Consider the following 12,290-nt stretch of genomic DNA (forward strand, 5'->3'; position numbering starts at 1 on the left):
TGATTCATCAAGAATTCTCACCAAGAAGGAGCCTGTTAAAGATGAGTAATCAAAGCAAAGCAGATGTGATGCACAGAAATATTAACAAAGAAAATACATTTCTATTTCTTAGTGACATAAATTCAATATTGGTGAGCGGGGACGATACGAACGGAGAGTTTTGCGTCGTGCATTGTGCCGTCAAGAAAGATGATGGACCTCCACTGCATTTGCATGAAAAAGAAGATGAATCTTTTTACGTTCTGGATGGAGAAATAGAGATGACGCTAGGTACGAAGACTATTTCCGTGAAAAATGGAGAATATGTGTTCGCACCGCGCGGCATTCCACATACATTTAAAGTAAAATCAGACACAGCTAAGTTTCTGGTGACTGCGTACCCTGCAGGATTTGATTCTTTTGTGAAGGAACTAGGCGTTCCTTATGTAGAAGGGATGGAGGCTCATGTAGAGCCACCTACTCCTGAGGCTATGCAACATCTGTTATCAGTTTCCAAAAAGTATCATATTACTTATCCCGGTCTTTAATTAAATAAAAATGTAATCGGCCTGTGAGGCTATTGGTTCCTTAGTGGGAACAATAGGCTACAGGCCGATGATTTTTCAATAGTGTGCCAATTGATTTGATTATATGCTCTTGCTAGTTTTTTAAAAGACGATTAATTCCATACATGATATCCGGTATGAAATTGTCACGCATTCCGCGGTTATACTGCAGTGCGCCCTTGATGGCAGATAAGATAGTGATCGCCAAGGCACGCGTATTAATTGCAGGATCATCCAAGCCTTCAGCAACAATTTCATCGATGATCGAAAGTTCCAACTGACCTATCTCTTGCAGTTTTTGTCTCATCGATTCTGGTAGCATTTCATAATCAGACTGTAAGGAAGAGGTCGGACAAATGTCATACTCTGCAAACTGTCTGGAATTGTACGCACAATATTGAATTAGCTTCTCTTCAACCGACTGCGATGAAAGTTGAATAACAGACTTAAAATTGACCAATCCTTGATAAAGTTGATCCAATACGGCAAGGCCGAGGTCTTCCTTTTTCTCGAAATGATAGAAAATACTTGCTTTTGTAACGCCAAAATGTTTTGAAATTTCATCAATAGAAAAAGTCGAATAACCCTTTTTTCGAATGAGTGATGATGCAAGATCTATGATTTGCGATTTTCTGTTTTCCATGTAGTAATTATTGCTCACAGGTGTATAAGAGTCAAGTGCTTACCCAATTTGTAAGTAGAAAACTGGAGGAGATCTAATTGTCAACGATTCAGAATCAAATTCTTGAAAACATGATCCGCGCTTACGAGAAATTGAGTCAGCTTAGCCAGGTATTCACATTCGTGGAGACGGATCGCACGCAACGATTTGAGTCCGAAATTCCATATGGACTGTTCAATAGCGTTTTTACGTACAAGCGTTCTGAGGAGATCAATCCCGCGGATGAGATGGAATCCATCAAGGCCCTTTACCATAATCGCGGCCATAAATTGGCATGGGTGACTACTTCACACGAGCAGGACGAAGTCATTAACCAAGCGCTGGCGGCAAAAAATTTTAATCAGGTTGGCGTCATTTCGGGCATGGGGCTCTCTCTGGAAGGATGGCGTTCGGATTTGCTGGAAATGCCGGGGCTGGAAGTCCGAGCTATACGGGAACCACAAGAGATTGAAGAGTTCCGAAAGGTCATGCTGGCAGGATATAACGTTCCAGAGCCAATGGCCGATATTTTTTGCAAAGTGTTTGTGGATGGCCCCAATCAAGATACGACTACGGTTCAACATTATCTTGCTTATGTGGATGGAGTACCAGTAACTACGCTTACGACCTTTACCGAGGGTGATGTCGCTGGCTTTTATAGTATTGCAACATTAGAAGCTTATCGTTCAAGAGGAATAGCCCGAACGATGCTTGCTCATGTATTGCGCATTGTGCAGCAAAAAGGTGTGAAATTGGCCGTTATTCATGCAACCCCAATGGGCCGAAGCGTTTATCCCAAAGTTGGATTTAAAGAAGAACTGACCCTCAATATTTTCTCCAGCTAATGCGGGTTCGTGGGGAGTTGTCTGTGTAGATTTGCTTCAAACACGTAAAATTAAGGGGATAGAACCAATGCCTGCAGATCCAAACGCTATTCGCACGAATTTGTTGTCTACTTTTGATTATTTTAGTACCAACAACCCGCTTACTTGGTTCAAACGGACTCCAACAATCACTCGTATGGAATCCGATGTGCCATTCTCCTTGTTCAACGTTGTCTTTGACTATAAAAAATCTGATCGAACAGATGTTGTCTCGGAAATTATGGCGATTACGGAATCTTATCATGAACGAGGCATGAAGTGCCTCTGGTACACATACTCTCATGATTTGGATCCTGCTGTCATTGAAGCGTTGAAATCTAACGGATATGTTCATACCGGTAAGATGGCTGGCATGTCGCTGTCTCTGGAAAATGGTAAGTTTCAGATTGAGGAAGTGCCTGGGCTGAAGATTCATACGATCCATAACGAACAGGAATTCGATTTGTTCCGTCAAACCTTCATTGCTGAATATGGGCTAAGCGAGGAACTTGAAGCATCCGTCGTTCGGATTTTTGCTGACGATCCAGACGGCAAAGCAGAATATTATGTTGCCTATCTAGACGATACAGTTGTAGGAACTTTAATGACTTATGGAGAAGGCGACGTTAAGGGGATCTATACCGTTGCCACGTTAAAAGCATTCCGTACCAGAGGAATTGGCAGTGCCCTTGTTTCCCGTGCCTTGTGCGACATGCAAGCAGCAGGGGTCAAGCAAGCGATATTGCAGGCGAGTGCGATGGGACAGAGCATTTACAACAAACTAGGTTTTAAAGAAGAACTTATTATCGACTTCTATTCCGCATAGATCGAATATTTTTCTGCTTTGGAGTTGCAGTAGAGATGCTCGATGTAATGAAGGAGTTTTGCGTGAAATAGGAGTTTGCGAAAGCATGCGCTAATGAGAAGGGCGTTATAACCTGGCCTGTGGAGAGAGTGTCACTGTCAGGATCTTATGTTCAGTACTTAAGAAGGTTTGTAATGTTTCATAAGGATTGTTGCGCTAAAGAAGAACGTATGTTCATTAACTACAAGATGAGGCTGCCGCGATGGTAGCCTCATTAAGCTAACCAGAAACGCTAGTTCAATACAGCAGCTTAAAACCTCTCATTAGAAGAAAACCTAGATTTAATAGGACTATTGGGAGGTTTCATTGTGAATATATGTCAATTGTGTAAACACTTTGAATCTGGCTCGAATAAACGCCGAAAGCAAATAAGACTGTATAGGAGAGGATCAAGCCTGTGGGTGTAAACTCAAAAGGAAGACGGAAGTTAGAGTATAGCAGCAAGATGTATTATTGGAACGTCCAAGAAGATGACGAGGATTATGGAAGAATTAATCTTAGTATTGTTTCAGAAGATAAGAAATTAATTGTTTCATATCGTGTAACGCAGTCAGACCAGCATAAGACACCACATATTGTAATACAGGGTAAGGAGTTTGGGGCCATTAAGCTAACGGTCAGGATGACGATGTGCAGGATATTCATCACTTGTGATACAAACCCAGACCATTCATCACATAAGGACGAGTAATCTTTACGAGTAAATCAGTTCGATCATTTTCCCCATCCGTAAACCAACGATATGCAGCAGCATAGATCGTTGAGCTTGTCATGGCTGAAATGATCTTTATATAATCGTAAGCTGGCAATTGGTGGTTTTCTTCTTTTAAAAATATGTTCTCAATTGTTTGCTCCAACATTTTCTTTATTTTTTCATCGACAAGTTTAGCAATAGATTTGGAATCCATTCTGCATATTCGATAAAAGTCTACAATATAGCTATGTGTCATCAAGATCAATTGATCGCATATTTCTCCAGTGAATTCCATAGATAACATCACTTCTTCAGGGATCATCCCGTGAAAAGCCTGCTCAATTGTCTCGTCAAGCAAAGCATATTTATCTACATAATGATCATAAAAGGTAGCGCGGTTAATCGTAGCATTCTGAGCGATATCCTTTATGGATATTGCATCAAATCCTTTACTCCGCAACAATTCAGTGAATGCTTCCCTTATTAACTGTCGTGTACGTAATACCCTTGGATCCTGCGAATTCACCAAATCAAATCCCTTCTTAAACATCAAATATCCTAGAGTGTTGTTTAAGCTACTTTCCACATCATCTGTTGGTTGAAATCATAAGAGTGCGGTAATAATATTATAAACAGCAGGTGTTGCTTAAGCAAACACTGACTATTTAGCTGGAGGAAAAATCATAATGGGCATTAGACAAAATAGGCTCTTGATATTTGGTGCTGGTGTGATTGGCAGTGTCTACGCTCTCCGATTTGCACAGTACGGACTAGACGTAACAGTGTTGGCACGCGGAAAGAGATTGGATGAGTTGAAAAGGAACGAACTGCGATACAACGATAATGGAACGATAAAGCAAATACCGATCAAGACGATAGATAAGTTAGAAGATGATGACGTTTATGATTACATTTTTGTTCCCGTACGATATGATCAGGCCGAATCTGCGTTAACTGTTATTAAGAATAATCAGAGCAAGACCATAGTCACCATGACCAACACCATGGGATATGATCACTGGCTTGAAATCGTGGGTGATCGGTTACTCCCAGGATTCCCGGGTGCCGGCGGAGACATTAAAGAGGATGTTCTATACGCACAATTCGGATCCGAAAAACATCAAGGAACCATTTTTGGTGAAATAAATGGACTGGTAACCGAAAGAGTAAAAAATCTTGCCAAAATATTTGAAACGGTGGATTTGCAATATGAAATCCAAAAAAACATTTTGGCATTCCATATCTCTCATACTGCTTTGGCTATCGTCAACAAGCATTTCTACACAGAAGATGGAATGGTGGATGTAGAGACAGCAAAAAGTGAAAGCATTCTATGTAGGATCGCAGCTGATATTAAACAAAACATACAACTGGTAGAACACGCCGGAATACCGGTAATCCCACCCGAAACGAAAGTGATGGGAGAATTGCCAGACAACGATATTGTTTCTCGTTACCGTCAGATGTTGAGTAATGACTTTATCATTGATGTTAAGCTTGGAAATCATGCCGTAAATCAAAAAGCAGAAATCATGTTGTTGGATGAGACGTTTCACAAAGAGATGTCACAACGATGATATTAAGGCTTTTCATGGCGGTCTAAATAAGCTTCAGTTCGTTCTTTTCATATATCCTTACTTGATCATTCGCAAAACCATACTGTCGTGCTGTTCTGGGCACCGTTGGAAATATGTTCTAAACTTATATTCCAAGATGGTCGGCCTCCTTGGTTGCTCCGGGCATTACGGCGGGGAACGTTAGTTCAATAAAACAGCAGCAGTCTAGGACTTTATTTTCTGGTCCATGGCTGCTGCTTTTCCGTTTTTAGGGGACAGTCTAATACTTTATTTTCACTGAACAGTATCCGATAAAGAAAGAAATTTAAAAGCACGCTGCCCGAAATGGCGATTAACTCGCAGACGGGCAAGCCGAAGGAAATTGCACAGCTCACTCTTTTTCTAGTATCGGATGAAGCAGCTATATCAATGTACCATAGCGACCGCTGACGGCGGATGGATCGCCTATTGATCCTGTTTCCTAACCGCAAGGGTCCGAAAACACCACCATCAAGTCGGTGACTCCGGCCCCTTTATTTACAATAGAAAGCTTTCAGATGAAATCAGTTGCCGTAGCATCGCTTTCCCATGTATCTAGCTCCTTCTGCACACTTGCGATTTTGTTGCGGGCGACCTCATACGCATCCTTGCCAAGGAACAAATGCAGCGGCGGATTGGTAGTATCGGTGATTCGAATAATAAGGTCCACCGCTTTTTCCGGGTCTCCTGGCTGGTTATTGTCATATGCACTCACTGCTGCCTCCTGGGCCTCCCGCTGGACCTTGTAATCTTCGATGGGATTCGTTGCGTTCACACCCAACGAGCTTTTGGAAAGAAAGTTAGTTCGGAAATAGCCCGGTTTCACCGCCGTGACATGTATGCCAAAGGGCTGAACATCCTGCGCCAGCGCCTCGCTCATTCCATCCACCGCAAATTTGGATGCCGCATAGATCGAACTTCCCCCAAAACCATAAAAGCCTGCCGTTGAGGAGAAATTGATAATATGTCCTGATCTCTGCTGTCTCAGTTGAGGCAGGGCTTGACGGACCACATTAAAAGTGCCGAATACATTCACTTCGAAATTTCGGCGCGCATATTCGTCCGATATTTCCTCAAAGATTCCAATCTGCCCATAACCCGCATTGTTGACGACAACATCAAGACCGCCGAAATGCTCAATAGTAGCGGAAATCGCCTCTTTCACCGCCTGCTCGTCCAAAAGGTTGAGCTGTATAGGAAGCAAATGCTCATGCCGGCCTGCGGCATGCTCTAAATCGGCCACGGTTCTGGATGTTGCAGCTACTTTAGCTCCCCCAGCCAGAAGTTTTTTAACCAGTGTCAACCCCATCCCTTTGGAAGCGCCGGTTACAAACCATATCTTAGTTGAACTCATTATTCATTCATCCTCTCAGTTTTCATTTTGCTTGCTTTATAAGCATAGAGCTTAAAGTTAAATCTAAGTCAAATCCATAAAAAAGGAGGGTATAAATATAGGGTTTCTATCCATAAACCTCTTATTTCAGGGGATTTCGAATTGAATATATAGTCCTTTGGCAGTACAATAACATAAAGTTACTCTAACATTATGGCAAAGGAGTTCTATCATGTCCTATACGGTAAAGGAAGTTTCGCAAAAAACAGGTGTCTCCGCCCATACACTGCGTTTCTATGAGAAACAGGGGGTGCTGCCTTTCGCTGAGCGCAATGAGAATGGGAACCGCCTCTTTGATGAGTCCAGCATTGAGTGGATTGAGACAATTGTCGCGCTCCGTTCGACCGGGATGTCTTTGGCCGATCTGAAGCAGTATCTGGATTACTTCCAAGACGGCGACAACACTCTTCTTGAACGCAGACAGCTGATGGCCGATCATAAGGTCAAGGTAGAGGAACAGCTGATGCAAATCATCAAGACCCTGGAGAAAATCAACTACAAGATGGCACTCTATGATGTGCAATTAAAAGAACTGGAGAACAAGTTGCCTTGTCTCTAATTCGTCAAATAGACGGCAAGCTCGCTAGCACAGAAGACATTCTCAGGTGGGTCGCGTATCCAATCAGGCCCCTGATAAAATAAAGTATTTTCTGTTGACACAATAAACAGGGAGCAAACTGCCATAACAGTTGCTCCCTGTTTTCATTCAAGTAACCAGCTAATAACTTGTCAAGATTTTTCAATAGAAAAGCGAGAAGATGGTGCTATACTAATTACTGAGCATGCCAAATAACCCTCCAAAATTCTTTTGGAAAGTTTTTCTTTGATTTTCTTTGATTTCCAATTAAATCAATTCGAGGTATGCTTCTTTTCGTTTAAGCATGGCAAATATCCAATGTAGTAACTTGTTCACACATGCGATCATCGCTACTTTGTGAGGTTTTCCTTCGGCCATTTTTTTGTCGTAAAAAGCTTTGAGCTTTTTACTCCCAGTACGCCTCAGCCCGCAGAGCACAGCCATGTACAAGGCGTGCCTAAGTCTGCTGGAGCCACGTTTTGTTATCCGATTAATCGTAGCCGTAAACTTTCCCGAGATGTGAACACTGGGATCTACGCCAACAAAGGCAACGAGCTTTTTAGGATGATTAAACCGATCAATCTCACCAACTTCAGAGATAATCGTTGCCGCGATTTTCTCACCAATGCCGGGGATGGATTGGATAATCTCATATTCTTCAACTTCATTAGCGAGTGCATCTATTTGCTTTTCTAGGGTTGATAGATGCTCTTTATAATGGAGGAGCATGCTAATGTACATATTCATACTAAATAAGTGACTTTGATATGGCGCTTTTCGAAACGGATTTCGAATTGCAGCTGCGATGAGCTTCTGAGCCTTTTCTCTAGCCCATTTTTCTGAACGACCTGTACATAAAACCGCGATCTTCTCGGTTAATTTAGCTTCACTGGCACTGAGAACGTCCTCAGACGTTGGAAAGGCTAATAAGGTTTGGAGCGACACCACAGAATACAAAGCCCCGTAAACGCCCCTAAACTCCGGAAATACCTGATCTAACACGGCTTGGAATTGAAGTTTGATCTGAACGAATTGTCCCGTTACCGATTCATGCTGTCTTGTGAGATTACGCAGATTTAGTAACTGCATACCTCTAGTCTTACGATGCTCGAAGTCCTCCTTGTAAAAGAATTCGCATAAGGCATAGGCATCAATGGCATCTGTTTTTACTTTACGTAAGCTCGAAGACTTTTTAGATTGATAAGACAGAATCGGATTAACAACAATGTAGAAGTAGTTCTGATCATCTAGAAACTGGGTGACAGGAGCATTGTAATGGCCTGTAGCCTCTAGAATAACAGTAGGTTTTAGTCCAGTCTTGGCTTCAAGATCCTTTAAAAGCTGATGGAAAAGCTGCAGTCCCTCTCGTGTATGAATGATCGTAAAGCTCTTTCCGTAGGGTTGTCCTTTATCCAAGAAGGCCTGGCCCTGACTTTCTCCTTTTGCAATATCCAGACCAATTACTGGATTCATTCTTCGATCCCTCCTAAAACTGAATTTGCCGGTAGCCCCTAGTCCTTCTTGCAGTGTCATAGCTTCGCTTGTTATTCGAGATCGTTGTCTCAACCAGCCTCAAACATGTTTCTACAAGTAGGGGGTGAACAGTTTACTTCACGGGATCACGGTCCCACGGGCAGTGACGTTCGACCCCGGCTACCGTTACTAAACCTCTAAAATACAAAAGAGGTCAACCAGTAAAAACTGGTTAACCTCATAATACGAATGGGCAGTTTACGTGGCACTTCCATGTTAAAATAAGCGAATGGAAATAGAAATGGCTTAAAGTCCTGAAGCTATTACATATCTTATTAATAAACATAGTATCATCCATACGGAAGCGATAATGATTGGTGATCGTGATTTAGATATTTTCAATTGTTTAATACGAAAGTTCGAGTTCAATTACAATATGAAAAGGCAGCCACCCTGGTGGAGTGGTTGCCTTTTCTCAAGTAACGGACAGTATACTTCCAATATGCGTTAATATTGGTGGAGTCGGAATTGCGTTCAAAACTGGGTTTGAACTACTTGTCCCGTTATTTCAGGAGGAACTAATGGCTATTTATTTTGTAAGACACGGTATGGACGAGGAAGGATTTCGTGGTGGCTGGAGTCAACGCGGGCTTATAGTTGAAGGCTATAGGCAATCAGTGGCAGACATGAAAGCAGTCGACCAGAACGACCGGTTGTCTTTCCTCGGCTAGAGAGCATCTGATCAGTCCAACTCCTCTCCTGACTCCGGGCCCGCTTGGAGCAGGATGCTGACCAATTGCTTGGCTGCCGGCGATATCTCCCCGAAGGAATGTGCCACGATACCAATATCACGAGAGATTCCCGGTCGAATCTCCTTGACGACCAAATCGTGCGGCACAGAAGACAGAGTGAAATTGGAGATCAGCCCAATGCCGAGCCCGTTGCGGACCATGCGGATCAAGGTTTCGGCCGATTGAACCGTCAATCCTTCCCCCAACTCGATCCCGTATTCTCTCAGGATGGAGGTCATGGCCATCTCATGGCCTCCTTTGCAGAAAATAACATCATCTCGGTAACACGCCAGATCGATAATAGGTTCCTTCGCCAGTGGATGATCGGAGGGAAGGATCGCAACCATGTAGTCGGATTGCAGTCTCTCGAATTCAAATGAATGGAATGGAGACGCCACAATCCCGAGCTCCACCGTCCGGTCTTCGACCCATTGCTTAATTTGATCGGAGACGCCTTCCAGTAACTCAATTCTCACCAGCGGATAATTTGCACGGAATAGAGATATGGCCTTGGGTAGCAAGTTAGTTGTTGCTGCTGGGAATGAGGCGATTGTGACCTTGCCGCCGAGCAGGCGGTTCTCCCGGCTGGTAATTTGATATATGCTGTTTTCAACCGACTTCATTTGCCTAGCCAACACGAGAATCTCCCGTCCCACTTCTGTTAGCAGCAACCCTTTATGCTTGTCCCTGATGAACAATTGAATGCGAAGTGACGCCTCCAAATTTTTGATCGCTTTGCTGACGGCTGGTTGTGAGATGAACAATGCTTTGGAAGCCTCCGTAATGTTCGATGTCTCTGCAACCTGCACAAAAATTTGGAGAAGGTTTAAGTTCATTTGCGCACACTCCAATCATAACCAAATAGTTATACCGTATATTCATTTTATGTATTTCAGTTATATTTTATTATACCCTATGATGAGATACGAGAGCGAATCTTGCTTTCCCTATTCTTCATCTTAGGAGGTTTTGCGTATGGGAAATTATTCCGATCAAGTGGCATGTAACGATCTGGCTCCTCGCGATTGGCGGATATGGATGACCGCATGGCTCGTAACAGCGGTCTTTATCCTCTCCAATTCAGCCACCCCACTTTACGTTAACTGGCAGCGGGAAATGGGCTTCTCCAATGGTACACTCACATTAATCTTCGCCGCGTATATCATCGGTTTGCTCACGACCTTGCTCGTCGCCGGCCAGTTATCTGACCGATACGGGCGGAAGCCGGTGTTGTTCCCGGGGCTTGTAGCTGCCGTACTCGCTTGTGTTTTATTCGGCACTGCCTCCTCGGTCGCCGCATTACTGCTCGCGCGATTGCTGTCGGGCATTGCTGTTGGCGTCATCGTCGCGGCTGGCATGGCTTCGGTCATGGATGTAGGGGGCTTCACCCGGAGACATACAGCCTCGCTCGCCGCTTCGGTCGCCATGGTGCTGGGGGCAGGACTCGGTCCGCTGTTATCGGGTATTTTGGTCGAATTGCTCACTCGGCCGCTCGTCCCCCTTTTCGGTACACAGCTGTTGATATTGGCCAGTGCTTTCGCCGTTGCCGGATCACTTCCAAGAAGACGCGTCCCTGCACACCACAGCGGATGGAGGCTTCGGATGCCATGCGTGCCCAAGGTTAACCGGTTGCACCTTACTCTTGGCATCGTTGTCTTCGCCCCGGGTATCTCTTCGACGTCGTTCATCCTGTCGCTCGGCCCCTCACTGCTTAAGAAATTATTGGGCGTTTCGAGCCCGCTTGTCGCTGGCGGAATGGCATGCCTCATGTTTCTGTCGGCGACAGGTGTTCAATTTCTCCTTAAGAAGCTCTCCATCCGAAGCCAGTTCTTGATGAGCACGGCGTCTGTCTTCCTCGCCATGCTCTGCATGGCAATAGCGATTTGTACTTCCACCGTCGCTCCGCTAGTGCTGGCCGCCATGCTGGCCGGTGTTGGCCAAGGTCTCGGGCAACTCGGTGGCTTGACGCTGATCGGTTTGCATGTACCCGAGCATCGCAGAGCTGAAGCAAATGCGGTTCTTAACATCGGTGGCTATATTCCTGCCGCGATCCTCCCCGTGTGTACGGGCTACCTAATCGACTATACGGGATTGGCCATAGGAGCGACTAGCTTTGCCGTAATTCTAACTACGGCTGCCATGATTGCGGCAGGGTTTGTACGAGTAAAGTTGCGGTAACTGATTTGAAGGGACGAAGCTTGAACCATTTGCACAATAACCCATTTTTTGATTGGAGAGAAGTTTATTAGCTGTTTGTTAAGAGATGAGCGTGATGGTAGCTTAGAATATCTGATCAAAAGTGGGGGGATACGCTAACGGATTTTTTTTATTCCATAGACATCAGGAGAAGGTTGCCAACAGCGTTGATCGGCAGCCTTTTCAACTAAAGGGATAGTGCAAAAGAAAGTGTTTAATCCTCACATACTATCTATCTTAGTTACCCTTCTTGTTCGTTGGTTGATCAAGAAGGGTAACGCCATTTGATGTGAAAATCGATAATGTTCCCGTAGTGATCCGATTCAATATGGCAGCAACCAGTCAGCAACTCCTTTAGCATCTCACGCCCGCGCTGTACTCTTGATTGCCCCCGAATAGGAGATCCCAAGCTGTTCACTCAATTCTTTCTGGGAAATTCCTTTCAGAATTATGGTTTAGGAAAGGTAGTCTATTTACATCCGGGTCACAGGGCAGATTCTTTCAGACCAGAAGCTATCAAACGGCTCATTCTAAATAGCGCACGTTGGATTGCTAAACTCGAACAAGAGTAATGAATATTTTTTCGCTTAAGTTTGATAAATTATTATAAATAGGTTATTTCTAAACTAATATCTGA

At 44.0% G+C, this 12,290-nt stretch carries 12 protein-coding genes and 1 pseudogene; 7 read left to right on the plus strand and 6 right to left on the minus strand.

Translation table 11 applies throughout. The features are described from left to right. Positions 1 to 41: 41 nt before the first annotated feature. On the plus strand, positions 42 to 527 hold the full coding sequence (locus tag AC58VC_RS16145; protein ID WP_497369742.1) for a quercetin 2,3-dioxygenase: 486 nt from the start codon (positions 42 to 44) through the stop codon (positions 525 to 527). 112 nt (positions 528 to 639) lie between these two features. Here AC58VC_RS16145 and AC58VC_RS16150 read toward each other — a convergent pair whose 3' ends face one another. Further along, entirely contained in the window at positions 640 to 1,188 is a 549-nt protein-coding gene (locus tag AC58VC_RS16150) for a TetR/AcrR family transcriptional regulator (protein ID WP_497369743.1), read from the minus strand. Between the two features lie 77 nt (positions 1,189 to 1,265). On the opposite strand from AC58VC_RS16150, the gene AC58VC_RS16155 reads away from it, so the two are divergent. Continuing rightward, positions 1,266 to 2,051: a GNAT family N-acetyltransferase gene (locus tag AC58VC_RS16155; RefSeq protein WP_497369744.1), complete on the plus strand. Its 786-nt coding sequence runs from the start codon at positions 1,266 to 1,268 to the stop codon at positions 2,049 to 2,051. Positions 2,052 to 2,118: 67 nt separating this feature from the next. Continuing rightward, complete coding sequence (locus AC58VC_RS16160; protein WP_497369745.1) at positions 2,119 to 2,895, plus strand: GNAT family N-acetyltransferase; 777 nt, start codon at positions 2,119 to 2,121, stop codon at positions 2,893 to 2,895. Between the two features lie 683 nt (positions 2,896 to 3,578). Here the strand turns inward: AC58VC_RS16160 and AC58VC_RS16165 are convergent. Continuing rightward, the gene (locus AC58VC_RS16165) at positions 3,579 to 4,178 is read right to left on the minus strand and encodes a TetR/AcrR family transcriptional regulator (protein WP_497369746.1); all 600 of its coding nucleotides are present in this window, start codon (positions 4,176 to 4,178) and stop codon (positions 3,579 to 3,581) included. A gap of 136 nt (positions 4,179 to 4,314) precedes the next feature. On the opposite strand from AC58VC_RS16165, the gene AC58VC_RS16170 reads away from it, so the two are divergent. Further along, positions 4,315 to 5,205 (plus strand): ketopantoate reductase family protein, encoded by an 891-nt coding sequence (locus AC58VC_RS16170; RefSeq protein ID WP_497369747.1) that lies wholly within the window; start codon positions 4,315 to 4,317, stop codon positions 5,203 to 5,205. 532 nt (positions 5,206 to 5,737) lie between these two features. Here AC58VC_RS16170 and AC58VC_RS16175 read toward each other — a convergent pair. Continuing rightward, positions 5,738 to 6,577: an SDR family NAD(P)-dependent oxidoreductase gene (locus AC58VC_RS16175; protein ID WP_497369748.1), complete on the minus strand. Its 840-nt coding sequence runs from the start codon at positions 6,575 to 6,577 to the stop codon at positions 5,738 to 5,740. Positions 6,578 to 6,788: 211 nt separating this feature from the next. Here AC58VC_RS16175 and AC58VC_RS16180 point away from each other — a divergent pair, with 211 nt between their 5' ends. Then, positions 6,789 to 7,175 carry a MerR family transcriptional regulator gene (locus AC58VC_RS16180; protein WP_497369749.1) on the plus strand — a complete coding sequence of 129 codons (387 nt, stop codon included), beginning with the start codon at positions 6,789 to 6,791 and terminating at the stop codon, positions 7,173 to 7,175. 285 nt (positions 7,176 to 7,460) lie between these two features. Here AC58VC_RS16180 and AC58VC_RS16185 read toward each other — a convergent pair whose 3' ends face one another. Further along, positions 7,461 to 8,666, minus strand: a complete 1,206-nt coding sequence (locus AC58VC_RS16185) for an IS110 family RNA-guided transposase (protein ID WP_497369750.1) — start codon at positions 8,664 to 8,666, stop codon at positions 7,461 to 7,463. 581 nt (positions 8,667 to 9,247) lie between these two features. Between AC58VC_RS16185 and AC58VC_RS16190 the strand changes: the two genes are divergently transcribed. Next, on the plus strand, positions 9,248 to 9,397 hold the full coding sequence (locus AC58VC_RS16190; RefSeq protein WP_497369751.1) for a hypothetical protein: 150 nt from the start codon (positions 9,248 to 9,250) through the stop codon (positions 9,395 to 9,397). A gap of 11 nt (positions 9,398 to 9,408) precedes the next feature. Here AC58VC_RS16190 and AC58VC_RS16195 read toward each other — a convergent pair whose 3' ends face one another. Continuing rightward, positions 9,409 to 10,293, minus strand: coding sequence for a LysR family transcriptional regulator (locus tag AC58VC_RS16195; protein ID WP_497369752.1), 885 nt, complete (start codon positions 10,291 to 10,293; stop codon positions 9,409 to 9,411). A gap of 202 nt (positions 10,294 to 10,495) precedes the next feature. Between AC58VC_RS16195 and AC58VC_RS16200 the strand changes: the two genes are divergently transcribed. Beyond that, on the plus strand, positions 10,496 to 11,635 hold the full coding sequence (locus tag AC58VC_RS16200; RefSeq protein ID WP_497369822.1) for an MFS transporter: 1,140 nt from the start codon (positions 10,496 to 10,498) through the stop codon (positions 11,633 to 11,635). A 283-nt stretch (positions 11,636 to 11,918) separates the two neighbouring features. Here AC58VC_RS16200 and AC58VC_RS16205 read toward each other — a convergent pair. Next, positions 11,919 to 12,096 (minus strand): annotated as a pseudogene (locus AC58VC_RS16205) (RNA polymerase sigma factor SigZ); the annotation flags it as partial. Between the last annotated feature and the right edge of the window lie 194 nt (positions 12,097 to 12,290).

The organism is Paenibacillus sp. J22R67, assembly GCF_059692175.1.

Coding starts and splice junctions, on each gene's coding strand:
- AC58VC_RS16150 (WP_497369743.1), bottom strand. CDS start 1,188: ATGGAAAACAGAAAATCGCAAATCATAGATCTTGCATCATCACTCATT.
- AC58VC_RS16160 (WP_497369745.1), top strand. CDS start 2,119: ATGCCTGCAGATCCAAACGCTATTCGCACGAATTTGTTGTCTACTTTT.
- AC58VC_RS16175 (WP_497369748.1), bottom strand. CDS start 6,577: ATGAGTTCAACTAAGATATGGTTTGTAACCGGCGCTTCCAAAGGGATG.
- AC58VC_RS16170 (WP_497369747.1), top strand. CDS start 4,315: ATGGGCATTAGACAAAATAGGCTCTTGATATTTGGTGCTGGTGTGATT.
- AC58VC_RS16165 (WP_497369746.1), bottom strand. CDS start 4,178: ATGTTTAAGAAGGGATTTGATTTGGTGAATTCGCAGGATCCAAGGGTA.
- AC58VC_RS16195 (WP_497369752.1), bottom strand. CDS start 10,293: ATGAACTTAAACCTTCTCCAAATTTTTGTGCAGGTTGCAGAGACATCG.
- AC58VC_RS16185 (WP_497369750.1), bottom strand. CDS start 8,666: ATGAATCCAGTAATTGGTCTGGATATTGCAAAAGGAGAAAGTCAGGGC.
- AC58VC_RS16180 (WP_497369749.1), top strand. CDS start 6,789: ATGTCCTATACGGTAAAGGAAGTTTCGCAAAAAACAGGTGTCTCCGCC.
- AC58VC_RS16145 (WP_497369742.1), top strand. CDS start 42: ATGAGTAATCAAAGCAAAGCAGATGTGATGCACAGAAATATTAACAAA.
- AC58VC_RS16200 (WP_497369822.1), top strand. CDS start 10,496: ATGACCGCATGGCTCGTAACAGCGGTCTTTATCCTCTCCAATTCAGCC.
- AC58VC_RS16190 (WP_497369751.1), top strand. CDS start 9,248: ATGGCTATTTATTTTGTAAGACACGGTATGGACGAGGAAGGATTTCGT.